This is a genomic window from Pedobacter suwonensis, from assembly GCF_044762335.1.
Classification (GTDB): Bacteria; Bacteroidota; Bacteroidia; order Sphingobacteriales; family Sphingobacteriaceae; genus Pedobacter.
In genome coordinates this window covers 23,548-47,895 of record NZ_JBIWEB010000018.1, presented here as the reverse complement: position 1 = coordinate 47,895, position 24,348 = coordinate 23,548, and the positions used below count along the sequence as shown (strand labels likewise).

General features: G+C 38.4%; 17 protein-coding genes and 1 pseudogene. 10 read left to right on the top strand and 8 right to left on the bottom strand.

What is annotated here, in order from left to right:
• Window positions 1-164 precede the first annotated feature (164 nt).
• Together ggt and ACIQXP_RS20845 are read right to left on the bottom strand one after the other, a co-directional pair.
• Window positions 165-1,886, bottom strand: a complete 1,722-nt coding sequence (gene ggt, locus ACIQXP_RS20850) for a gamma-glutamyltransferase (protein ID WP_387507457.1) — start codon at window positions 1,884-1,886, stop codon at window positions 165-167.
• A complete protein-coding gene (locus ACIQXP_RS20845) occupies window positions 1,858-3,633 on the bottom strand; it encodes an AMP-dependent synthetase/ligase (RefSeq protein WP_293743138.1) in 1,776 nt (591 codons plus the stop codon). The genes ggt and ACIQXP_RS20845 overlap by 29 nt, the downstream gene beginning before the upstream one ends.
• 257 nt (window positions 3,634-3,890) lie before the next feature.
• On the opposite strand from ACIQXP_RS20845, the gene ACIQXP_RS20840 reads away from it, so the two are divergent.
• Entirely contained in the window at window positions 3,891-4,355 is a 465-nt protein-coding gene (locus ACIQXP_RS20840) for a hypothetical protein (protein ID WP_293743137.1), read from the top strand.
• Window positions 4,356-4,488: 133 nt separating this feature from the next.
• On the opposite strand, the gene ACIQXP_RS20835 is transcribed toward ACIQXP_RS20840, so the two are convergent.
• Window positions 4,489-6,318, bottom strand: coding sequence for a M61 family metallopeptidase (locus ACIQXP_RS20835; RefSeq protein ID WP_293743136.1), 1,830 nt, complete (start codon window positions 6,316-6,318; stop codon window positions 4,489-4,491).
• Between the two features lie 298 nt (window positions 6,319-6,616).
• Here ACIQXP_RS20835 and ACIQXP_RS20830 point away from each other — a divergent pair, with 298 nt between their 5' ends.
• The 7 genes and pseudogenes from ACIQXP_RS20830 (at window position 6,617) to htpG (ending at window position 17,354) form a co-directional block, all read left to right on the top strand.
• Window positions 6,617-7,714: an efflux RND transporter periplasmic adaptor subunit gene (locus ACIQXP_RS20830; RefSeq protein WP_387507453.1), complete on the top strand. Its 1,098-nt coding sequence runs from the start codon at window positions 6,617-6,619 to the stop codon at window positions 7,712-7,714.
• A 2-nt stretch (window positions 7,715-7,716) separates the two neighbouring features.
• On the top strand, window positions 7,717-10,827 hold the full coding sequence (locus tag ACIQXP_RS20825) for an efflux RND transporter permease subunit (RefSeq protein ID WP_387507450.1): 3,111 nt from the start codon (window positions 7,717-7,719) through the stop codon (window positions 10,825-10,827).
• A 28-nt stretch (window positions 10,828-10,855) separates the two neighbouring features.
• The gene (locus ACIQXP_RS20820) at window positions 10,856-12,139 is read left to right on the top strand and encodes a TolC family protein (RefSeq protein ID WP_391527803.1); all 1,284 of its coding nucleotides are present in this window, start codon (window positions 10,856-10,858) and stop codon (window positions 12,137-12,139) included.
• A 158-nt stretch (window positions 12,140-12,297) separates the two neighbouring features.
• Window positions 12,298-13,161, top strand: coding sequence for an N-acetylglucosamine kinase (locus tag ACIQXP_RS20815; protein WP_387507448.1), 864 nt, complete (start codon window positions 12,298-12,300; stop codon window positions 13,159-13,161).
• Between the two features lie 107 nt (window positions 13,162-13,268).
• On the top strand, window positions 13,269-13,661 hold the full coding sequence (locus tag ACIQXP_RS20810; protein WP_090498477.1) for a response regulator: 393 nt from the start codon (window positions 13,269-13,271) through the stop codon (window positions 13,659-13,661).
• 104 nt (window positions 13,662-13,765) lie between these two features.
• A pseudogene (locus ACIQXP_RS20805) lies at window positions 13,766-14,505 on the top strand (DUF4241 domain-containing protein).
• Between the two features lie 962 nt (window positions 14,506-15,467).
• Window positions 15,468-17,354, top strand: coding sequence for a molecular chaperone HtpG (htpG, locus tag ACIQXP_RS20800; RefSeq protein WP_387507444.1), 1,887 nt, complete (start codon window positions 15,468-15,470; stop codon window positions 17,352-17,354).
• Between the two features lie 139 nt (window positions 17,355-17,493).
• Here the strand turns inward: htpG and ACIQXP_RS20795 are convergent, their stop codons facing one another.
• Window positions 17,494-17,991: a type I restriction enzyme HsdR N-terminal domain-containing protein gene (locus tag ACIQXP_RS20795; protein WP_090986709.1), complete on the bottom strand. Its 498-nt coding sequence runs from the start codon at window positions 17,989-17,991 to the stop codon at window positions 17,494-17,496.
• A gap of 21 nt (window positions 17,992-18,012) precedes the next feature.
• Complete coding sequence (locus ACIQXP_RS20790) at window positions 18,013-18,387, bottom strand: hypothetical protein (RefSeq protein ID WP_293743129.1); 375 nt, start codon at window positions 18,385-18,387, stop codon at window positions 18,013-18,015.
• A 376-nt stretch (window positions 18,388-18,763) separates the two neighbouring features.
• Here ACIQXP_RS20790 and ACIQXP_RS20785 point away from each other — a divergent pair, with 376 nt between their 5' ends.
• Window positions 18,764-19,507 carry a LytR/AlgR family response regulator transcription factor gene (locus ACIQXP_RS20785; RefSeq protein ID WP_387507441.1) on the top strand — a complete coding sequence of 248 codons (744 nt, stop codon included), beginning with the start codon at window positions 18,764-18,766 and terminating at the stop codon, window positions 19,505-19,507.
• 237 nt (window positions 19,508-19,744) lie between these two features.
• On the opposite strand, the gene ACIQXP_RS20780 is transcribed toward ACIQXP_RS20785, so the two are convergent.
• Window positions 19,745-19,894, bottom strand: coding sequence for a hypothetical protein (locus ACIQXP_RS20780; protein WP_387507439.1), 150 nt, complete (start codon window positions 19,892-19,894; stop codon window positions 19,745-19,747).
• Window positions 19,895-19,945: 51 nt separating this feature from the next.
• Window positions 19,946-20,095 (bottom strand): hypothetical protein, encoded by a 150-nt coding sequence (locus ACIQXP_RS20775; protein WP_159435288.1) that lies wholly within the window; start codon window positions 20,093-20,095, stop codon window positions 19,946-19,948.
• 145 nt (window positions 20,096-20,240) lie between these two features.
• On the opposite strand from ACIQXP_RS20775, the gene ACIQXP_RS20770 reads away from it, so the two are divergent.
• Window positions 20,241-21,356: a sensor histidine kinase gene (locus ACIQXP_RS20770; protein ID WP_293743126.1), complete on the top strand. Its 1,116-nt coding sequence runs from the start codon at window positions 20,241-20,243 to the stop codon at window positions 21,354-21,356.
• Here ACIQXP_RS20770 and ACIQXP_RS20765 read toward each other — a convergent pair.
• Entirely contained in the window at window positions 21,353-24,151 is a 2,799-nt protein-coding gene (locus tag ACIQXP_RS20765; RefSeq protein WP_387507436.1) for a lantibiotic dehydratase, read from the bottom strand. The genes ACIQXP_RS20770 and ACIQXP_RS20765 overlap by 4 nt on opposite strands.
• Between the last annotated feature and the right edge of the window lie 197 nt (window positions 24,152-24,348).

Sequence of the window (24,348 nt, the reverse complement as noted above, 5' to 3'; positions counted from 1 at the left end):
GTCGGCAAAATTAAGACCCACAGCTCACGTTAAAATAGTCAAAGGCAATTATGAGGTCCATTGTTGAGTATTACCATTATTGATCATATCATGCACCAGATTATGCCCAGTTAATACGTAGATAATTTGATACAATAGAAAATTAATGAATAGAGCCGAAATGGCTACCAGCCAATGGCTTTATCATCACCCCTTGGGTCGGCACCACCCTGATAATTCCCCCATTTGGTCCTTAAGATGGCATCAACTCTGCCAATTGGGTCTCGCTGTAAAATTTTATAACCTTTTGCCTTCAACTTCGATATTGATAAGCTGTCAATAGCATCTTTTTCTACATACACTTCATCCGGCAACCACTGGTGATGAAACTTTTTAGCATTAACGGCCGATTGCATAGACATATCGAAATCGATTACATTAATAATGGTTTGGAATACAGAAGTAATAATGGTGGAACCTCCAGGTGTACCTACCACCATAAATAATTTTCCGTCTTTCTCCACAATGCTCGGCGTCATGGAGCTCAACATTCTTTTATTCGGGGCTATCGCATTGGCTTCGCCGCCAACCAAGCCGTACATATTTGGTGCGCCTGGTTTAACTGAAAAATCGTCCATTTCGTTGTTCAACAAAAAACCTGCTCCTTTTACGGCCACCAACGATCCATAAGAACCGTTTAAAGTGGTGGTAATGGAAACGGCATTTCCATCACGGTCTATAATAGAGAAATGCGTGGTTTCTTCATGTTCTTTGCCATTTATTTCACCGGCTGACACAACACTACTTGAAGTTGCAGAGGCCCAGCTAAAGTTTGCCATCCGGTTTTTATTATACGCAGCATCTAATAACTGCTGTTGCGGAACGGCATAAAAATCAGGATCGCCCAAATGCTTTGCGCGATCGGCGTATACCCTTCTTTCTGCCTCGACCATTACCTGTATGGTTGAATCGGCATTATGTCCCCATTTTTTAAGCGGATAAGGTTCTACAGATTGAAGCAACTGGATCAGGGCAATACCTCCGCTGGAAGGAGGTGGCATGGTAATAATTTTGTAGCCCCTGTAATTCCCGGTTATAGGTTTGCGCCAAATGGCGTGATAATTTTTTAAATCTTCTTTTGTAATAAGCCCTTTTCCGCGCTGCATTTCGGCTGCAAGCGAATCGGCCACAGCCCCTTCATAAAAACCGGCTCTGCCTTTCTCCTGGATCAGTTTTAAAGTATTGGCCAGCTCTTTTTGTACCAACACATCATTTTCCTGCCAGGTGCTTTCCAAATTTACAAATGCCGTTCCATTTGGGTTAAACTCCATAAACTTTCTATGCAAACCGTTCAATTCACCGGCCTGCCGTTTGGTAATTTTAAAACCAAGTTGAGCCAGATCTATTGCTGGCTGTATTACCTGCACCCAGGAAAGCTTTCCATATTTCTTATGCGCCTCTACCATACCATCTACCGATCCTGGTACCCCCGCAGCTAAATGGCCGTAAAGGCTTTTATCTACAATTGGATTGCCGGTTGCATCCAGATACATATCTCGGGCAGCTGCCTTCGCTGCTTTTTCCCTGAAATCCAGGGCATTTATTTCTCCGGTTGAACTGCGGTAAACCATAAAACCGCCTCCCCCGATATTTCCCGCATTAGGATAAACCACTGCCAGGGCAAACTGAACAGCAACAGCCGCATCAACTGCATTTCCTCCCTTTTTTAAGATATCTATACCTACCTGAGATGCTTCCGGATGGGCTGAAACCACCATGCCGTTTTTATATTCGCCACTATTATTTTTACCCAATTGTCCGGTTACACAACCAGCCAATAAAAACATCATGCTTAGGTATATTGCTGATTTTTTATAATTAGTGAGGGGCTTTATAGTTTTCTGCATCCCGATAGATTTTTTCAATTATTTCACTGTTTTTTTCGGTAATCACTTTTCTTTTCAAACTTAATTTTGGCGTTAGCTCGCCCCCATCTATGCTCCACTCTTTAGGTAATAGTGCAAATCGCTTTACCTGTTCCCATTTACCAAAATCCACATTTGCCGCTTCAATAACCTCGTTATATTTAGCGAGCACCTGCTCGTTTTTAATGATCTCTTCGTTTGAGCTGAAATTAATGCCCTTTCTTCCTGCCCAGGTTTTTAAGGTTTCGAAATTAGGAACAATCAGTGCAGAAGGAAATTTTCTATTTTCGCCCAGAACCATAATCTGCTCGATAAAAATCGATTCTTTATATTTATTCTCCAGCATTTGCGGGGCAACATATTTACCACCAGCTGTTTTAAACATCTCTTTTTTACGGTCGGTAATTCTTAAAAAGCGGCCATCAACCAACTCACCAATATCTCCGGTATGAAACCATCCATCCTGATCTATAGCCTCCTGAGTTAAGTCGGGACGGTTATAATAACCTTTCATCACCTGGTGTCCGCGGGTCAATACTTCCCCATCAGGGGCAATTTTAACTTCCACACCTTTAATTACCTCACCAACGGTACCAAACATGGTTCCGCCGAAATGATTAACGGTAATTACAGGCGAGGTTTCGGTCAATCCATAACCCTCAAACACAGGCATACCAGCTGCCCAGAAAATCCTCGCCAATCGCGGATTGAGGGCGGCACCTCCAGATACGATGACCACGATTTCTCTACCCAGAGCTTCTTTCCATTTTTTGAACACCAGTTTACGGGCAATACCCAGCTTGAAATTGTACCAGGCACCTGCATTGATGGTATATTTTTCGGCCAAGGCTACCGACCAAAAGAAAATTCCTTTTTTTATCCCGGTTAATGCCTTTCCTTTTTCCATGATCTTATCGTACACTTTTTCAAGAAGCCTTGGAACAGTAGAAAAGGCATTAGGTTTTACATGCTGGATATCGGCAACAATAGTTTCCATACTTTCTGCATAATAGATCCCTGTATAATTAAACAGGTATAGATAAATGATCATCCGCTCAAAAATGTGCGATAAAGGCAGAAAACTTAAACTTTTGTTAACCCCCTCGGGCATAACTACAGCCGAGTTTACAAAATTTGCGACTAAGTTATTATGCGTTAGCATTACTCCCTTGGGCGTTCCTGTTGTACCTGAAGTATAAATTAAGGTCAAAACATCATCTGGCTCCACATTTGAATGATAGGCTTCCAGGTCAATATCCGTACTTGCCTTACCGAGTTCGATTAAGGTATTCCAGTTTTCGGTTGCTGTAACTTCGTTAAAAGTATAAATCCTAATATCAGGATTTATGGCATCGGCACAAGGTTTAATTTTTTTATACAATTCTTCGTCAGCTACAAAAATTATGGCTATTTCTGCATCTTTTAGGATAAATTGAATATCATGCTCGGCTAAAGTTGGATATAAGGGGATCTGGTAAGCCCCGATCTGGCTGGCAGCAAAATCAGCAATATTCCATTCAGGCCGGTTGTGAGACATTACAGCAACCCTGCCCCCTTTCCCAATACCTTGTTTAATTAGTCCACGGCTTAAGTTATCTACAGCATTGCAAAAATCTACTGTACTATAATTTATCCATTTCCCGTTAATTTTTCCGCTGATAAATTCCTGCTTAGGATTTTCGAGGCTATACTTTAAAAGATCAAAAACCCGTTTAATTTCTGCCGCCATATGAACTGTATATTATTTGGTTAAATTAAAAAAATCAAACATAAAGATGATTACTTTATGTGTATTTATTAATGAAAATAATACTTGGCAATGAGTGAAATGCCGTATTTACTTTCCGTTAAAATATTTTTAATAAACTTAGCGATTACAAAATTACTATGCAAGCATTGTTTTTTATCAGGTTAAAATTTTTACCGAAAAAACAGAAACGGCATTAAAGTTGTTAGGCTGATAATTATTTACAAAACATTTAAATTATGAAAAAGTTATTTACAATTTTAGGATGCATTGCATTATTTGCCCTTAGTACAACAAACGTTAAAGCCCAAAACTACAAAACCGGATTAGGCTTAGGTATTGACTTCGGAGACGGCGCTACATTGGTAGGTCCTTCAATCAGACACCATTTCAGCCCTAAGGCGGCCATTCAGGGAGATGTATTGTTTGGTGGAAATTCAACCGTTATTCAAGGTTTCATTCAATACAATTCATCTATCCGCGGTGCAAAAGGTTTAGACTGGTATTTAGGTGGTGGTCCGTCTGTTCAATTGTATGATGGCGGTTCTAGTTTTTACCTTGTTCCAATGGTTGGTTTAGACTATAAATTCTCTGGTGCACCATTGGCATTGGCTTTAGATTGGAGACCTAGACTTTACATTGGCGACAACAACAGCGATTTTAATGCTGGAAGATTTGGTCTAGGATTTAGATATACTTTCTAGGTATAACGTTTAGCGCTAAGCGCATGACGTTAAGCTTTGTATAGTAAAGCATTTAACATAAAAATCCCGTAAGATGAATTCCTTACGGGATTTTTTGTGCTTTATATATAGACTAAAGATTCTCGATTAAAAATTAAACTCCTGTCCATTTTTTAAGTACTGCTTTTTGCGCAGGTGTGGCATTTTCATTAACAGTTGCTTTTAGGCGTACATTTGGATTCTCTTTCAGGGTTAACGAAATTTCTTTCTCTAATCCATCACGTCTAACCTTAAGTTTCAATACATCACCAATATTCTTTTTGCCTACCAACGGGATAACATCCAACGAAATCATCGGGCTTTTCAACCTCACTGTTGCTAGCGCATCACCTAACGAGGTATCATCTAAACTGAGTACAACGTCATTTACGTTCAATCCGCTGATCCAGGCCGCAGAATTTCTTGTCGTTGAAGTAATTACCAGACCATCATTGGTCAACTGTCCGGCAGCACCGGTAACCGGCTTGCCTGGAGTTGCATTTTCTGTCAAAACATCTACACCGGCATAACCGAAGTACTTCACATATTCTACATCATCTACCCCATTTACATATTTAGCCCAAAAATTGGTAAAGCTGATTCCGGATATTTTCTCCACCATGGCTTTAAATTCGGCATCAGTATAACCTCGCTTTAACGTTTTGCACTGCAGATACATCGCTTTCATAACATCATCCAGGCTTTTAGCACCTTTGGTGGCATTGATAATTTCCAGATCCATTAAAATACCAATTACCTCGCCTTTATTGTAATAAGAGATTGAATTGTTTTTCGAATTTTCATTCGGGCGGTAACCAATAATCCAGGCATCATAACTAGACGCAGCTGCAGACTGGTATTTGGCACCTGGGGTATTTAAGACTGTGCCCACGCCGCCAACTAAATCTTTCAAAAATTCGTTCACATCGGTAAAACCTGCACGGTGCAGGTATTTGTTCTCATAATATGAGGTAAAACCTTCAGCCACCCAAAGGTTGGTGGTGTAATTTTCGTTATCATAATCAAAAGGGCCTAAAGCAATAGGGCGCAAACGTTTCACATTCCACAGGTGATGATACTCATGCGCAACCAGGCTTAAAAAGCCTTTATAACCTTCAGGTGTGTTGTAAGCATTTCTAGTAGCACCTAAAGTAGTGGAGTTGAGGTGTTCCAGACCACCGCCCCCTTTTAAGAAATTGTGAACAATAAACAGGTAATATTTATTAGGATTTTCGCCATAAACTGCAGTTTCCTTTTCTACAATTTTGGCCATATCAACTTTTAGTTTTTCTTTATCATAATTACCGCCTCCATACATAGCCACTTCATGGCGAACACCGGCAGCTGTAAATTCAAAGGTGTCCTGATTGCCTACCTCAATAGGGCTATCATACAGAATATCGAAATCGCTGGCCTTGTAAGTAAACTGCTCGCCAGCAACAGGAGCTAAGCCGGTAGAAACCTTACTCCAGGTATTAAACGGAACGATTTTTACCGTACTTGCCGATTTGATCATGCCGTCAGGGTGCATAAAAATACCTGTTGGTGATAAGAAAGCATGAGATTCATCAATAAATGGTGTACGCACTGAAATTTCAAATGCATAAACCCGGTAATTGACTTGAATGTTAGGAGCCTTGGCCGAGAAAATCCTCCAGGTGTTTTTGCTAACCTTTTCAACCTTTGCCGCTTTACCGCCCGCAGTAGCCTTAAATTCTTCAACACTTTTTTCAAACTCACGCACTAAATAAGAACCTGGTGTCCATACAGGCATTTTTACATCTACATAATCTTTTGTCAGTCCAGAAATATTCATCTGCACTTCTGCATAATGCGCTTGCGGTTCTTTAAAAGAAACCTCGAAGCCTATTTTTACCTGCGCCTTCGCTGCCATAATACACGTTAGTAGTAAAACTAAACTTAAAACTGATTTTTTATTAAACATATTTACTGTGTTTTGCTACAAATTTAGATTTATTGATGGGGTTTTAATATAAAATAGCTCAATGTGGTGTAAAATAATCAATACTTAGCCTGGATAGTCTTGAGTCCAAAGTCTTGAGTCTTTAGTCTTTAGTCGATTTGGACTCAGGACTTGAGACTTTGGACTTTTGACTGGAAAAAACGCTGTAACATCCTTAATACAACAAAATTAGGACTAAACTATTTGAATATTTTTACGCTCTAATTCCAAACATTAATATCATTTTTAACGTTGGAATACGCACTACACAAATCATAACATGAAGAAAAGGTATATTATCTATGCTGTTTTAGCAATAGGCCTGGCTTATCTGGTATATTACAGAATTAATGCAAATAAAAAACTAGAAGGAAAAGGTGGTGCATCTGCTGGTGCCGGAAAGGGTAAAGAGGCTGGTAAGGGAGGCGCCTCTGCTCCACTGGCAGTGGATGGAATTATTGTAAAGCCGGTATCGTTTGACAATGACCTGGAAATAACCGGTGCTATTGACGCAAACGAATCGGTTGTATTAAAAAGCGAAGTATCGGGACTGGTGACCGGAATTTATTTTAAGGAAGGCACTATGGTATCAAAAGGAAGTGTACTGGTTAAAGTAAATGACCGGGATATACAAGCGCAATTGCAGGATGCACTGACGAAACAAAAACTTTCGGGTACAAATGAGAACAGGGCAAAACAATTGCTTACAAAAGGGGCAATCAGTCAGGAAGAATACGATACTTCCTTAGCAGATTTAAAGTCGTTGCAGGCCCAGGCACAATTAGTACGGGCGCAATTGGCCAAAACCACTATCCGCGCACCTTTTACTGGCCGTATAGGTTTACGTAACATTTCTATAGGCACTTATTTAACGCCCACCACAGTGATTGCCAACCTGGTGAGTACAAATCCTGTTAAAGTTACTTTCTCGGTTCCGGAGAAATATGCAGGGCAGATCAAAGTGAACTCCGAAATCATATTTACTACTGATGGCTCTTCAAAAGAAAACAAGGGAAGAGTTTACGCGATTGAACCGGGGATTAATTCCGCTACCAGAACCTTACAAATTAGGGCTTTAGCTCCCAATGCAGACAACGCTTTGTTACCAGGTTCATTTGCGAAAATCAAACTGGCTTTAAGTACCCTTCAAAATGCTATTCTGATTCCTAACGAGGCAGTTATCCCGGTTTTAAAAGGTAAGATCGTTTATATCCAAAAAGATGGTAAAGCACAAGAGGTTAAGGTAGAAGCGGGTACGCGTACCGATGAAAACATTGTGATTACATCGGGATTAAAAGCTGGCGACACGGTATTAACCACTGGATCAATGGCTTTGAAAAAAGGTGCACCGGTTAAAGTTCATTTGCTTAAGGAATAATTATGAGTATCTCTACCACGAGTATAAAGAGGCCGGTGCTGGCCATTGTGATGAACCTGTTAATTGTTCTTTTCGGGATTATAGGTTACACTTTTCTGGGTGTCCGCGAGTATCCTTCCATTGATCCGACCGTAGTTTCGGTAAGAACCTCCTATCCTGGGGCCAACGCCGATATTATTGAATCACAAATTACCGAACCTTTAGAAAAATCGATCAATTCTATTGATGGGATCAGAAATATCTCTTCATCAAGTAACCAGGGAGCGAGTAATATTACCATAGAGTTTAACCTTGACAAAAACATTGAAGAGGCCGCAAATGATGTGCGTGATAAAGTATCGCAAGCGGCCAGAACTTTACCGAAAGATATTGATGGTTTACCGGTGGTAAGTAAAGCCGATGCCAACTCCGATCCGATTTTATCGATGACGATCCAGAGTGATAAGCGCAATACGCTCGAATTAAGTGATTTTGCCGAAAACGTAATTGCCGACCGTATCCAAACCATTCCGGGGGTAAGTAGTGTACAAATCCAAGGGCAAAGGAAATATGCCATGCGTATCTGGATGGACCCAAATAAGCTCAGTGCTTATGGCTTAACCTCACAAGATATTGTTACGGCCTTAGATAATGAAAACGTAGAACTCCCATCAGGAAAAATTACCGGTGCTACCACTGAGCTAACGGTTAAAACCTTAGGGAAACTCACCAACGAAAGTCAGTTTAATAACCTAATCTTAAAAGCCGACAGCAACCAGGTGGTTAAACTGAAAGACGTGGGTTTTGCAGTTTTGGGACCAGAAAACGAAGAAACCATTTTACGCGAATCGGGCAAACCGATGGTGGCCATCGCTATTATCCCTCAGCCGGGCGCTAATTACCTTGACATCAGTAAAGAGTTTTACAAACGTTTTGATAAGTTAAAAGCCGATATACCGCAGGATATTAAACTAAAAGTGGCACTAGATAATACGCTTTTTATCAAACGTTCGGTAACCGAAGTAGCTGAAACGATTGGCTTATCGCTGGTATTGGTAATTTTAATCATCTATCTCTTTTTCAGGGACTGGGCCATCGCCTTCAGGCCATTGATTGATATCCCTGTATCATTGGTTTTTACTTTCTTTATCATGTATGCCTTTGGCTTTTCTATAAACGTACTAAGTTTATTGGCTATTGTACTGGCTACGGGCCTGGTGGTAGATGATGGTATTGTAGTTACCGAGAATATCTTTAAAAAGGTTGAAGAAGGTATGTCGCCATTTGAGGCAGCCATTAAAGGATCCAATGAAATCTTTTTCGCGGTAATTTCGATTTCCATTACCCTTGCAGCCGTATTCTTACCTGTAATCTTCTTACAAGGCTTTGTTGGTCGCTTATTTAGGGAGTTCGGTGTAGTAATTGGCGCTGCAGTATTGATATCTGCCTTTGTATCACTTACCCTAACACCGATGTTAAATGCGTACCTGATGAAAAAAGGGGGGCATAAGCCATCTAGATTTTACAACTGGACAGAACCTTATTTTGTAAAACTGAATGATGCATACGGATCGAACCTGAATAAATTTTTGGCTAAAAGATGGCTTTCTGTACCGATTATATTAGTTTGTATGGGGCTTATTTTCCTTTTCTGGAAGATATTACCGAAAGAAACTGCCCCATATGATGACAGGAGTGCCATCAATATCAACGTATCTACACCGGAAGGCGCTTCATTTGCCTACACGGATAAGTTTATCATGAAGCTGAATCAGTTGGTGATTGATTCTGTTCCGGAAAAAAATGTGAACATTACCATCACTTCGCCGAGTTTTGGTGGCTCTGGTGCAGTAAACTCTGGTTATGTACGGATGGGCCTTACCGATCCGGAAACCCGTGAGCGTTCGCAAAAGGAGATTGCAGATATGCTTACCCGCGTAACTAAAAAATATACCGAAGGCAAAACCATTGTGAACCAACAACCTACCATATCAGTAGGACGCCGTGGTGGCTTACCCATCAGCTACATTATCCAGGCTCAAAATTTTGAAAAGCTACGTGAGAAAATTCCATTGTTTATGGATGCTGTAGCCAAAGACCCCACATTTACCGTTTCGGATGTGAACCTTAAATTTAACAAACCCGAAATTAACCTGACCATCGACAGGGACAAGGCCAAAAATTTAGGTGTTTCTATTTCGGCCATTGCCCAAACCCTGAACTTAGGGTTGAGCGGACAAAGGTTCTCGTACTTTTTTATGAATGGAAAACAGTATCAGGTAATTGGGCAGTTTGACCGGGGTGATAGAAAAGATCCGTTGGATTTAAGTTCAGTTTACGTACGTAACGACAAAGGAGAATTGGTGCAGCTTGATAACCTGGTAACCGCCAAAGAAGAAAGCAGTCCGCCACAGCTGTACCGTAATAACCGCTTTATTGCCGCTACCGTTTCGGCAGGTTTAGCACAGGGCAAAAGTATTGGTGAAGGTATAGAGGCGATGGATGCCATTTCAAAAAAAGTATTGGATGAGACTTTCTCTACTGACTTAGGAGGAGAATCGCGCGATTTTAAGGAGAGTTCTTCCAATACCGTTTTCGCGTTTGGTTTGGCCCTGCTTTTGGTTTATTTAATTCTTTCTGCGCAGTTTGAAAGTTTTAAAGACCCGGTTATTATAATTTTAACTGTACCAATGGCAGTTGCAGGGGCATTTTTATCGCTCTGGTTGTGTGGCCAAAGCTGGAATATCTTCAGTCAGATCGGTACCATTATGCTGATCGGTTTGGTAACTAAAAACGGAATTTTAATTGTAGAGTTTGCCAACCAGCTTAAAGAAAAAGGCATTCCCATCCCAGAGGCCATCAGGGAAGCTGCGGTTTCGAGGTTACGCCCGATATTAATGACCAGTTTGGCCATTGCCATTGGTGCCTTACCTATTGCGCTCGCATTGGGTGCTGCGGCAAAAAGCAGAATGAGCATGGGAACCGTTATTGTAGGCGGAACTTTATTCTCTTTGGTATTAACCCTATTCGTAATACCGGCCATTTACTCTTATTGGGCAAAACCTTACCGGCCCAATCAAGAATTAAAAGAAGCACATCGTTTTGAACAGGAAGCTTTACATACAGAAGAATAAGATGAGCAAGAAATTAAAAATATTTATCATGCTGATAAGCTTATCGTTTTCAGGTTTTGCACAAGAAAAATTAAGCCTGAAAGAAGCCATCACTATTGCATTACAGCATAATTACGACATCAAAATCAGCAAAAACCAGATCGATATAGCAAAGAACAATGCCAATATTGGCAATGCCGGTATGCTACCTGGTGTAACCGGAAATTACACTAATGGCGGAAGTATCCAAAATACCAGGCAAAGTCCTGTAACTGGTCCTGATCGGGTGATTACCGGGGCTAAGAGTACCAATAACAGTTATGGTGCAGAATTAAACTGGACTATTTTCGACGGCTTTCGCATGTTTGCCAATTACGATCGTTTAAAGGAATTACAAAAACAGGGTGAATTAAATTCGCGCTTAACCATTTTAACTACTGTTGCTGATGTAATTGCGGCCTATTATGATATTGTAAGACAACAACAACTGGTTAAAGCAGCGGATAGCGCCATGGATGTTTCGGTATTGCGCACTAATATTGCCAAAACGAAATTACAGCTCGGACGTGGTTCTAAACTGGACGTGCTGACGGCACAGGTTGATTACAATACGGATACCTCAAATTACCTGCAAACCAAAAATGCGCTGCAGATCGCTAAAGTTCGCTTAAACCAATTAATGGTTAGGGACATTGGAACCACTTTTTCTGTTGCTGATAGTATTGATGTAGACAAAGGTATCTTATTTAGCAAAATGGCCGAAATGGCTGAAAAGCAGAACCCTGACTTGCAGAATGCATTTATCAATCAACGCATTGCTTCTTTGAATTTAAAGTCTATCCGTGGGGCCCGTTATCCGGCAGTTAGCCTGAACTCGGGTTACAGCAGGGCAAACAGTACCAGCCCCACGGGTTTTAACCAAAAATTTGCGGCCAATGGTTTTACCTATGGCGTTACAGCAAGTATCAATTTATTTAATGGCTTTTTACAGCGTCAGCAAGAGCGCAATGCCAAAATCGAGATCGATAATTCGATTCTTAACCTAAACAAAACCAGATTGGATGTGAATGCGCAGTTACTTGCTGCCTATGAAAATTATAGTACTTATCTTGATCTGATTAGATTAGAACAGCGGAATGTAGATATAGCGAAACAGAATTTAGATATCACTCTGGCAAAATACCGTTTGGGCAGCATAGCTCCGTTAGAACTGAGAGAAGCACAGCGTAATGCCATCGACGCTCAAAACCGTTTTATCGAAATGCAATATCAGGCAAAAATAGCCGAAAACACTTTAAAAACAATTAGCGGAAGTGTTGATTTGCTGAACTAAATAGTTTCAATCCCTGGCCAAGAGCAATCAGACATAAGGCATACTATCAAACTTTCTAAAAATACATCCATATCTAAAACGGCGTCACTAAGCTTTAAAAGAAGTAACGAAATTATTTCAAATATAAAATGCTATAATTAATTTTTATATTTAGGGCCATGATACTTGTTGCAGATAGTGGCTCATCAAAAACCGATTGGATGGGTTATCATAATGGCGAAACCATTAAATTTAATACCCCTGGAATAAACCCATATTTTTTAAGTGAACAAGAAATTACCAAGCTGATTTCCAAAAACGAATCCTTATTGCAATACGCCGGTGAGGTGAAAGAGATTTACTTTTTTGGAGCTGGTTGTTCTTCGCCAGATAAACATGAGGTGGTTTCAAACGGTTTATCAGCTGTTTTTAGCCGTGCTTTTATTTCTGTAGACCACGACCTTCTGGGTTCAGTATACGCTACCTGTGGAAGCGCCGAAGGATTAAACTGTATTTTAGGTACCGGATCTAATATCTGCTACTTTGATGGCAAAAAAATTCATGATGGTCACCATGGTTTGGGTTATGTTTTAGGTGATGAGGGTTCTGGTACCTTCTTTGGAAAAAAGGTGCTCCTAAGCTATCTGTACGGAAAAATGCCATCAACATTGGCAGCAGAATTTAAAAAATCCTTCCCTGCCGAAAAAGAGCAGATTATTACCAATGTTTATCAGAAACCTTTCCCCAACATCTACCTGGCAAGCTTTAGCCGCTTCATGGCCAGCCACAAAGACCACCCTTTTATTCAGGAAATATTAAGAAATGGCTTTCAGGAATTTGTAGATACGAACGTTAAAGACTATCACAGATACAAAAACGTACCTTGCCATTTCGTAGGCTCCATTGCCTATTATTATCAGGATGAACTCATTTCGGTATTACAGGAAAACGGCATTGAGGCTGGCAAAATTTTACAAAAACCAATAGATGAGCTGTTTAGTTTCATCTTAAACAAAGAGGGCATTGCACAACAGGCCAGTTAAGTTAAAATATACATTTACATCATAATTTGTTAAAATGTGCTTAATATGGTAAACATATCCGCTCAAACTTTTGTTATACTTTTAAAAGCATATAATTGCACACACATATGAAGAGAATATTGGTAGTAGATGATGATATTGAGGTTTTAGAAACCATACAATTAATCCTGGAAATTGGAGGGTTTAAAGTTTCGGCACTAAATGATGGTGAGGAAATTTTTAACAGAATTGAAAAATTCAGTCCTGATTTAATCTTACTTGATATTTCTTTAGGGCATATTGATGGCCGTGTGTTATGTGAACAGCTAAAATCTATTGAAAGCACTTCTAAAATACCTATCCTTCTTATCTCCGGCTTATACGATCAAAAAGATTTTACAACCTTAAATTATGGTCAGGATGATTTTTTATCAAAACCTTTCCAAATGGATGTATTGCTAAAAAAAATCACTAAAATCTTATCGCTGGAAGAAGATAAGCCAAGTTTTCTTTTAAATTAAACTCATTCAGATTTAAATATTCAGCCAAGAAGATCTTAAATTTTCTTGGCTTCTTTATTTATAGCACACAAAAATCATATTTCAAAAAAATTAACCGGATCTTAATGATACCAAGCAATGAATGGTTAAAAACCTGGAACGAGAAACGCGCATTATTAACCTGCCCCAACAACCTGAACGATTATTTTGAAGAAACAGCTGTGGCTGGCAAAAAGATAGATCGCCTTGAACTGGGAAGTGTATCTATCCCTACAGGAGAAATTCTGGTGAGAGATCCCCTGGTATATATCCAAAAAAATGCCGAGCCATATTTGATCAAGGTTCCTATTGGTGAATTTCCGGTAACGGCGGCTGTTATTATTCCTGACGATGAGGATTGCGCGCGGTATGCTGCCGTTAAAGTGCAGTTTACAGCTTATGATGCCATTCGCTTTGAAGAAGCATTAATTGGCACAGAAAACCTGCTTGATTTTAATGAAGGTGAATTTTTCGGTTTTAATGTGGATGCAGGCTTGGCTTGTGTACTGGATAAAGAAACTTTAAAACATTTTTGTACGTTTCAGGATAAATTTCATAGCGAACATCCAGGTAAAAACCTCTATGATGATTATTTCGCTGCACTTTTTGTAGCCAGCTATACTGAGAACCCTGATTACCAACGTAAAGATGGTGATTGGATTAACTGGAAAATACCAGGGACTAATTATCATATTCCCTTTTTCAAAGTGGCTTTGGTGATGGTACTTACCCCGTTTATTATGGTTTTGATATAGAAGGGAATGTTTGTTCACTGATTATTCAATTTATAGATATTGAATTGGCCTATAGTGAAGAAGAGCAGTAATAAATACTTGTTGTTTGTGGGGGTAAAAACCACGGCACTAAAATGACAAAGGCTACGCTTAACTTAAAATATATGAAAAATTAAGACTATAAAGTAGGCGCCTTGAGTGGAAACCGCTCCTATTAGCATAACACCAAATGATCTAAACCCGATGGCACGAATGCCCCAGATTTTTCATCGGGGCAGAAGGTACATCGGGATTAACATTAATTTAAATACAGTTTTTGCTTTCTAAATCATAGTTTAAATTGTATAACAATAAAAACAACTAGTGTTCTGTGAGGACACAGACCACGGAATCAGAAATAAAGACTATAGAATCGGCGCCCTGAGTAGAAACCGTTCCTATTAGCACAACACCAAATGATCTAAACCCGATGGCACGAATGCCCCGATTTTTCAGCGGGGCAGAATGTACAGCGGGGTTAACGTGAATTGAAATACAGGCTTTGCTTTCCAAATCATAGTTTAAACTGTATAACAATAAAAACGACTAGTGTTCTGTGAGGACACAGACCACGGAATAAAAACATATAGAAAATAAAGACTATAGAATCGGCGCCTTGAGTGGAAACCGCTCCTATTAGCACAACACCAAATGATCTAAACCCGATGGCACGAATGCCCCAGATTTTTCATCGGGGGCAGAAGGTACAGCGGGGCTAACGTGAATTGAAATACAGGTTTTGCTTTCCAAATCATCGTTTAAACTGTATAACAATAAAACGACCAGTGTTCTGTGAGGACACAGAACACGGAATCACATTAACTTTCTACTACGTTGCACTCCAATCGAAGTGACGATCGTTTTGAATCTTTACTAAAGAAATTAATCGTTCTTTCTCCATCTCCCGTTTTCCATCTTACATCTTACATCTTACATCTTACTGTCATTTTGGCAAACAAATTCTTTTGGAACAACCCTTGATATGCAGGATGTAGATTAAACAATTTATTTACATATGAGCATACAGGAAAAAGGAAATATTTCTATACATACTGAAAATATTTTCCCGATAATTAAAAAGTTTTTATACTCTGATAACGAAATTTTTCTTCGTGAATTGGTTTCTAACGCAATAGATGCTGTTCAGAAAATTAAAAGACTTGCTTCATTAGGCCAGTTTAATGGCGAAGTTGGCGCACCGTTAGTAAAAGTTGCGGTTGATAAGGATGCAAAAACCATTACCATTAGCGATAATGGTTTGGGAATGACGGCAGAGGAAATTAAAAAGTACATTAACCAGGTTGCTTTTTCTGGCGCAAGTGAGTTTGTAGAGAAATTTAAAGATGCGAAAGATGCCAACGAAATTATCGGTAAATTCGGTTTAGGGTTCTATTCAGCCTTTATGGTTGCTGATTTGGTTGAAATTCAAACTTTATCGTACCAGGATGGCGCCGAGCCAGCACGTTGGGTTTGCGATGGAAGTACAGAATTTGAGATTACTGAAGGTACTAAAACTACCCGTGGTACCGATATTATCCTCCATGTCAACAAAGATTCGGAAGAATTTTTAGCAGAAAGTAAACTGCAGGAAATCCTTAATAAATATGCTAAATTTTTACCAGTTCCAATTAAATTCGGCACTAAAACCGAATCGGTAGAAGATGGTACCGATGAAGAAGGCAAAACTAAGTATAAGGATGTTGAAGTTGATAACATCATCAATACCACCAACCCGATCTGGACAAAGGCGCCTGCAGATTTGTCAGATGAGGATTATTTAAAATTCTACCGTGAATTATACCCATTTAGCGAGGAACCATTATTCTGGATCCACCTGAATGTTGATTATCCGTTTAATTTAACCGGTGTATTGTATTTCCCTAAGTTGAAAAACGATTTTGAAATGCAACGCAACAAAATTAAATTATACTCCCGCCAGGTATTTATTACCGACGAGGTTAAAGATATTGTTCCCGAGTTTTTGATGTTATTGCACGGCGTAATCGATTCTCCTGATATCCCTTTAAATGTATCACGGAGTTTCTTGCAGGCCGACAGCAACGTTAAAAAAATCAATAACTACATTACTAAAAAAGTTGCTGATAAATTAAGTGAATTATTCGCTAAAGATCGCAAAGCCTACGAAGATAAATGGAAAGATATTGGTCTTTTTGTTAAATACGGCATGATCAGCGAAGAGAAATTTTACGATAAAGCCAAGGACTTTGCTTTAGTTGGCAATACTAAAAATGAGCTTTATACACTTCCTGAATATAAAGAAAAAGTAACAGCCTTACAAACGGATAAAAATGGAAATGTTGTGTATTTATACACTAACGACGCTGCAAAACAGGATGCATTTATCCAATCAGCCAATAAAAAAGATTATGATGTTTTGGTGTTAGATTCGCCGATTGACAATCATTTTATTAATCAACTGGAGCAAAAATTAGAAAAAACATCAATTAAACGGGTTGACTCCAGTGTGGTGGATAAATTAATTGAGAAAGATGAGCAGAACGAGCATGTTTTAAGTGAGGATCAGGTGAAAGAGGTAACCGCTATTTTTGAAAAAGCCATTACCAAACCTGGCATGCATGTAGAAGTTGTAGCTTTACATCCGGATGAGTTACCAGTTACAATTACCATGGATGAATTTATGCGCAGGATGAAGGATATGGCTGCAATGGGAGGCGGAATGAGCTTTTATGGTCAAATGCCCGACAATTACAAAGTTGCCATTAACGGAAACCATAAATTGGTAGGAAAAATTTTAAATGCTGAAGGAGAAGAGCAGCAAAACCTGGCTAAACAAGCGGTAGATTTAGCGCTTTTGGCGCAAGGTATGTTAACCGGAGCAGAGTTAACTGCTTTTGTAAGCAGAAGTGTAGAATTAATATAGCTTTATTATACTATCAATTTTAAGGGAGAAATCGGATCGGTTTCTCCCTTCTTTATGATATAAAGAGCCAAAAAAAAGTCCTGATCAGATCAAGACTTTAAAAGCATTTTCGAGAACGCCTAAAATGGTTTTAATAAGCTTAGCCAGCTGTTACAACATTTACTTTTTGATCTACATTAAAATAATCTTTGTGATCTTCGATCATTTTTGCAATGATAGCCGCTTTGGTATCGGTTATTTTAAACTCGAACAAAGGCTCTTGATTTTTCTTTGATCTCACCATTTTCTCCGTATAGAAGCGGTATACCAAACCATTGGTCAATAAACCATATTTGGCTTTTGTTTTACGGAAGTATTTAGATAAGCGCGAATCGTGAATATCCAAATTGTCATTATGGTGTTTACATTCAACCAGAATTGTTGGCTCACCATCTTTCATAATGGTATAATCAACTTTTTTACTCTTTTTAACTCCGAAGTCTAGAACAGCGTCAGATTGAACCTCAGAAGGATCAAATCCTAAGATTTGGATAAAAGGCATAACCAACGCATTCCTGGTTAAATCCTCAGATTGAACTTGCGGAAGCATTTTCTTAATTCTTACGGCAAATTGCCCGATTTCGTCTTTCAATTCCATATTGTTACCTATTATAGATAGTTAATTTTTTAAATGATACTGGTTGAATACCGAATTTGCTGTAGCGATAATCTGATCTAAGCTTTGTTTATCAAAAAAGTTTCTGTCCAACATATCAACCATATAAGTCAATTTATTGATGTCATTTGTTTCCATCTTAAACTGAAAACTTCTCATACCATCTTTTATTGCCTGTTGTACATAATTACGTACAACCAGGAAAGATTTCCTGAAGGCATATTCACGCTCTAATTTGCCTCTAGCAGGCTGCTGTCCGTTGAGATTGCTATATTCATTTTGCATTCTCTGGTACATGTCTGAGTTAATTCCTTGATTTTTCAGAATTCCCTTATAGTAGATATTATTAAGTAAATATTCGTATTCGTTGTTTTTCATTTGGAGGATGGGTAGATGTAGGGAATATTTATTTGGTTTTCCGGTATTTCTCTTTTTTAGGTTTTCACTATCAAACCCAGTATTGTATGGCCTGTTTTTAATATTATTATCTACAGGCTACACAAGATTGGGCAGGCAGATGTTTTTGCAATTAGTAACTTTTAACTACTAATCATTTGTTTTTGGCAAACAGTATAAAGATTATAAAAAGAAAAAGCGCTGTTAATTTTTTTACATCAACCACCCGGAATATTACACGAAACCCTGGTTTTCAATAGACAAAACCGGGAGATAAGTTTTTTTAAGGCGCAATTGTTAATTCAACTCATTTTTATTTAACTTGCATTCAAATCAAATAAACCCACAAATTCTACACATGAATCTAAAATGCGTTGTTATAGACGACGAGCAACATGCAATTGAAGTATTAACTGACCACATTGCAGAAATGCCTGGTTTAACTGTTTTTAAAACTTTTACCAGTCCTGTCCAGGCACTTACCGAAATAAGTATCGAAGACGAAATTGATTTATTATTTATGGATATTGATATGCCAGGAATAAACGGATTAGAACTGGCCAAAAATATCAGGGAAAAGGCGAAGTATCTTGTTTTTACAACTGCGCATCCCGATTATGCCCTGCAAGCATTTGATGTACAATCAGATCAGTACTTATTAAAACCTATTTCGTTTGCAAAATTTGCATTAGGTATTGATCGGATATTAAAGAAGGAATCAAACAATAGCAGCAAGGCTACAACAAAAGAAGCTGATCAGGTTGCCGCCCTTTATATTAAAGGCGACCACAAATATGCTTTTTCAAATATTGCTATTGATGAAATACTTTATATCAAAGCACTACAGAATTACATACAGATTATTACAAAATCTGAGATCCACACCACTTACCTTACGCTTAAGGAAATTGAAAAGGCCCTGGAAAATCATGCATTTATCCGTGTCAATAAATCAAATATTGTTGCCAAGGCAGCAATTAAGAAAGTTGACGGAAATATAATCCGGCTCATCAATAACGAGATGATACAAATAGGAGAAGGTTACAAAGAGGCTTTCTTTGCCTATGTACAGAGTAGTTTACTAAAATCGAACCGAAATTAATACCCTTTTGGTTTCTCATTATAGGATTAGTGATGAGGTTAAGAAACTACAATCCAAATATGAAGCTAGTCATTAAGGTGTGACTTTGGTCTCCTGTTGGGTTAGTGGAAAAGTTGTTTTTGGATTTAACGTTTTTATAAACAAAAACAGTCTTTTTAGCAAGTTTACCTGTGTGTTGAGCTTTCATGGTAACGATGTTTAAATATGATGATATAATATTGAATATCTTACTAAGAATTAAAATTCTATAATAAAGCTGGTCATTACCGTGTGGCTTTGATCTCCTGTTGGATTAGTAGAGAAGTTGTTTTTTACTTTAACATTTTTATAAACAAAAACAGTTTTTTTGGCAAGTTTTGTAGCAGAGTCAGTGTGTTGAACTTTCATGATGATGATGTTAAAAATGATGAGTTAACTATTAAAATGAGTTATTTTGAATTAAAATTCGATAATAAAACTGGTCATTACCGTGTGGCTTTGATCTCCTGTCGGGTTAGTAGAGAAATTGTTTTTTGCTTTAACATTTTTATAAACAAAAACAGTTTTTTTAGCAAGTTTTGCAGAAGGATTGGTATGTTGAGCTTTCATAATATATAGTATTTAAATTTTTGTTATTATCGTTGTGATTAATTTTCTGTAAAGATGCACCGCAAAATTAGCCCCAACTACTTTTTTACACCAACCCCTGTTTTTGGGAGATAAAAACCCCATTTTAATAGATTAAAAGAAAAAAATGAGCTTTTTACATTTAAAAAAATTCTACGAAAAGTATAAGTTTCACTTATTGGTATGGAGTCTTTATATCATTTATGAAGTATTTATTTTGGGTTTAGCTACCCATAGATTTAGAGAACCCGGAGCTTACCTGTTAGTTTATATTGTTAATATTTTTACCTTTTACGTGTACGGTTTTTTTCTAAAAAAAATGCTCAAAACCGGATCCTTTCCCATAAAACTTCTTAAGATTGCCGCCCTTATTACCATAATCATTTTTGCATACGTTGTTTCTACCTTTCTCCTTATTATTTTGTTTGAGCAGATCGGGTTAATTGAAATAAATCCATCTAGATCGTTTAACAGGGAATTTATACTTCCATGCATTTATCGCTCCATATTATATATTGGTTATTCTACCGGCTACATTTACGTTGTTAAATCATTTCAGGATCAGAAAAAAGTAGAAGCCTTAGAACGGCAGAATCTGGTTACACAGATAGAAAAGCAGGCTTTGGAAAATGATCTTGTTCAATCGCAAAACAATTATCTGCGTAGCCAGATCAATCCACACTTCCTGTTTAATACCTTAAACTTCATTTATAACGATGCCCGAAAAAAGGCGCCTATGGCGGCTGATGCCATTATGAACCTGGCAGAAATGATGCGTTATGCGCTAAAACGCCCATCAGCATCAGAGATGGTTCCGCTGAGTGAAGAAATCGAACAGATCGAACACCTGATCAATCTCCACAAGCTCCGCACAGCTAATACCATTAATCTGGAACTTAAAGTAACAGGCGATATGTTTGGGCTAAGATTTCCTCCGCTTATTTTATTGACACTGGTCGAAAATATATTTAAGCACGGAAATGTTTCACACTCTACCCAACCTGCAATTATTAAAATTGCCTACGAAAATGACAAGTTGAATATCAGTACCATCAACATGATTAATGATAATAATGGCAAACAGACAGAAAGCCATCATGTAGGTATTGAAAATGTTGGCAAACGTTTAAGTAATTTTTATGGCAATGATTATGTATTCAAGTATTACCAAGATCCGCTTAACCGTTATATTACTGAAATAGAGGTAACGGTCAATAATCCATTGGCCAGGCTAAACCGTTAAGTTCTTGTCGCATTTTGGCGCTGGATATCCTTTAGCAGAAAATAGTACATCACCATTTCATGTGTTCGCTGATCTTTGTTGAAAAGCCGGTTTACGTGCATATGCATTAAATCGGTCAATAACTTTGGTGCGTTTTCCGCGCCACATTGTTCAAGGGTTTTGATAAACGAATCAGAAAAAGCAATAAACCACCGCTCCTGTTCTACAGTTAATGCTGTCCATTCGGTTTTCCGAAATTCCTGGTAATGAATATTTAGTTGCTTAAAATCAGCTGCATCCAACCTATGCTCTTCATTAAAGTTATCAGACATTAACCTAACGATCTTACTGATGGCAGAATTATCGATGATGCTAGATTTAATAACCTTAGAAAACAAAACAGTACATAATCTATATTTATTAAAATCATCGGTCTGCGTTTCTAAAAGCGATAACACAAATCTACTATCTATACCAAAGTGTTTCTCTACATTTTCGATTATATTACTGCCATAACGCTCCAGTTCGCGCTTATATGTTTTAAGTTGCACATCTGACACGAAACCCGAATTTACAAACACTTCCAGCTCATCCATCAACTTTGATATCAACAACTGCCCACCATTTGGATCGTTGAGTTGAACCCTAAACCTAATGTGGTTTCCATTTTCGTTGTAACGGATAAAAAACCATGATTTCACCTGATCTGCATAAGTAATCAGGAAGGGGTTAATTACTTCCATCAAAATCTCATCGCTCCTTTGCTGGTGGCAATAAATTTCGAAATACAGCCATTCTTTACCTGGCAGAAAAAAACGGGTAACACCTTCATCTGCGGATGTTTTAGCCAAACGCCTATAAATTTGTTCGCCATGGCTGATGCTTAAAACGAACTGTGCGAAATAGGGCTTAGCGGCTTCATCAACCACAATACTATTTTTAGGCATTATCACTTCTTCAACGTAAGTATTGCCCTGTTTTTGCACATACTGCAAAAAAGCATTTATATCATCGTCGTTGTTTAAGGCAAAGCACAAGGTCTGATCAGACATACCGGCTTTAAAATATTCACTTATGCCTAAATTTTTGAGGTATGATCTACACTCGGTGATGGAAAGCAATTTTTGACCGGTACCCAACAGCGCTTCTTTTTTAATTTTCCATTTGTTGCTGCTTAAAACAATATTCTGATATTGCAACCTTGGGTAGTAGTCTAGATCAGGAATAATGGCATCAAGCGGAAAGGAAAGACTGGTTTGTAAGCCCTGATGCTGCAAATCGCATAATAGCCTAAATACAGAAAGGTCTGAACGGATATAATTATAGGCAGAGGCCATTCTTGGCACTAACCTTTTATTTAATTGCCCGGAGCGAAGGATAATCTCCGTACCCTGAACTGATATTTGTATATCATTTAATGCAAGTGGAGCGGATGAGGTATCGAAATTTAATATAGACAACTGATGCCCATAGATTAATTTCCGCCGGTTTACATTATCTACATTAGCTTCTACCATATAAGCCACATCAAAAAACAAAACATCGGGATTTGCCTCTTGTTCTGCAGCGGCAATGGCTTTTGCATAATTTGCTGCACTTTCATCAGCCATCGTAAATCTTCCGCTTAAGGCGTTGGATGTAACTCCACCAATCTGTTCTACAAAAATCAGGTCATCATGAACCGACATGACCATGCTAAATGAGTTAGGTAAGGGCACCAGCTTCTGATGCTGTGGTAAATCAAGTTTGTTCAGATAAATAGTTTTATCTTTTTCAAATCTCTGTCCGGCAAGATAACTTTTTAATGCTGTTTTCAGATTTTCTGTTTCTTCTTTTTTAGCCGGCTTATTAATGAAACGTGTTATAAAACCGCTGTTTTGACCGGCTTGCTCCAATTCGTCATAACCTACGCCCATCTCAGGGTCTAGCGCCAATAACAACGGTACTTCCTGATCTTCGAATTTCTTCTTAAACCTATTCCGAAACTGATCAAGGGCACCATGACCTTTTACCGGCATGATGTTATGTAACATACTGATCAAACCCGGAACAGACTGAAGCAAACGGTTATTGATGCATCCGGATACAGCTTTACGTTGTGCAATAAGGTATTTTGGCAGATCTTCGGTGGCGGTTAGTCCCAAACGTTCAAAATAATCATCTCCTATAATATTGGGGTCGTAGTTGGTAAAAATAAGCTGCAAATCGTGCATATCCTGAAGCAAGCCAAAGAAATTTTGCGTTTCAGTATCAGTTAAGCTTAGTTGGCTTAGTAAATCATTAAGTCGGATCGGCTTTAGGCAGGCAGCCAATATCTGTTGTACAAATTCGTTCTGATCCAACTCAGCCAGTTCAAAAACCCCATCAGTGCAGGCAATATAACGGATACTATCCGTTGTTAAATAATAGCTGCTGTTACTAAATAGCAGACAGTTCTTCTGCAACAAATCTTGCAATGGCAGTTGAATATTATTCTTGTATGGCCAATCAATCAGCTCACGTATTTTCTGGTCTTCATCAATTATGATTCTGCTTTCAGATGGCTTAATGGCATCGTTTAACAAACTAAAACCAGCAAAAGTTCCATAAGGAGTCGACCGGAATTTTGCACGGTTAAAATACTTCCAAATGGTAAAATAAACCTTAGGCGGAAGATCATGAAGTTCGTTTGCCTTTACTTCTTTGATGGTTTCGTAAAAAGTAGCTGACGATATGGAGATGGCAGACTTTAATGCCTCCCAACAATCTACCAGCTCGGATTGATATGAAAATTTCGGGGTTCTAAAAATTATCGTTGGTTGAATAGTCAGCTTCATTGCGTTAAAAGATAAGCCGAAAATTACAAAGATTAATTCAATTATTAATTTTCAGTGTCGAATTGGAGACGATCTGTTCAATTATTGACCTCAAAAACAACATATGCAGGGATAATGAGCATTGAGTTTATAATTATTTTTTGTTCATGGCGGCTCGAGACTGAAACAACTTGGTGGCAAAATGGTAATCGGAAACT

Coding starts and splice junctions, on each gene's coding strand:
- ACIQXP_RS20825 (WP_387507450.1), top strand. CDS start 7,717: ATGAGTATCTCTACCACGAGTATAAAGAGGCCGGTGCTGGCCATTGTG.
- ACIQXP_RS20845 (WP_293743138.1), bottom strand. CDS start 3,633: ATGGCGGCAGAAATTAAACGGGTTTTTGATCTTTTAAAGTATAGCCTC.
- ACIQXP_RS20835 (WP_293743136.1), bottom strand. CDS start 6,318: ATGTTTAATAAAAAATCAGTTTTAAGTTTAGTTTTACTACTAACGTGT.
- ACIQXP_RS20780 (WP_387507439.1), bottom strand. CDS start 19,894: ATGAAAGTTCAACACACTGACTCTGCTACAAAACTTGCCAAAAAAACT.
- ACIQXP_RS20810 (WP_090498477.1), top strand. CDS start 13,269: ATGAAGAGAATATTGGTAGTAGATGATGATATTGAGGTTTTAGAAACC.
- ACIQXP_RS20815 (WP_387507448.1), top strand. CDS start 12,298: ATGATACTTGTTGCAGATAGTGGCTCATCAAAAACCGATTGGATGGGT.
- ACIQXP_RS20765 (WP_387507436.1), bottom strand. CDS start 24,151: ATGAAGCTGACTATTCAACCAACGATAATTTTTAGAACCCCGAAATTT.
- ACIQXP_RS20820 (WP_391527803.1), top strand. CDS start 10,856: ATGCTGATAAGCTTATCGTTTTCAGGTTTTGCACAAGAAAAATTAAGC.
- ACIQXP_RS20775 (WP_159435288.1), bottom strand. CDS start 20,095: ATGAAAGCTCAACATACCAATCCTTCTGCAAAACTTGCTAAAAAAACT.
- ACIQXP_RS20795 (WP_090986709.1), bottom strand. CDS start 17,991: ATGGAATTGAAAGACGAAATCGGGCAATTTGCCGTAAGAATTAAGAAA.
- ACIQXP_RS20790 (WP_293743129.1), bottom strand. CDS start 18,387: ATGAAAAACAACGAATACGAATATTTACTTAATAATATCTACTATAAG.
- ACIQXP_RS20785 (WP_387507441.1), top strand. CDS start 18,764: ATGAATCTAAAATGCGTTGTTATAGACGACGAGCAACATGCAATTGAA.
- ACIQXP_RS20840 (WP_293743137.1), top strand. CDS start 3,891: ATGAAAAAGTTATTTACAATTTTAGGATGCATTGCATTATTTGCCCTT.
- ggt (WP_387507457.1), bottom strand. CDS start 1,886: ATGCAGAAAACTATAAAGCCCCTCACTAATTATAAAAAATCAGCAATA.
- ACIQXP_RS20770 (WP_293743126.1), top strand. CDS start 20,241: ATGAGCTTTTTACATTTAAAAAAATTCTACGAAAAGTATAAGTTTCAC.
- ACIQXP_RS20830 (WP_387507453.1), top strand. CDS start 6,617: ATGAAGAAAAGGTATATTATCTATGCTGTTTTAGCAATAGGCCTGGCT.
- htpG (WP_387507444.1), top strand. CDS start 15,468: ATGAGCATACAGGAAAAAGGAAATATTTCTATACATACTGAAAATATT.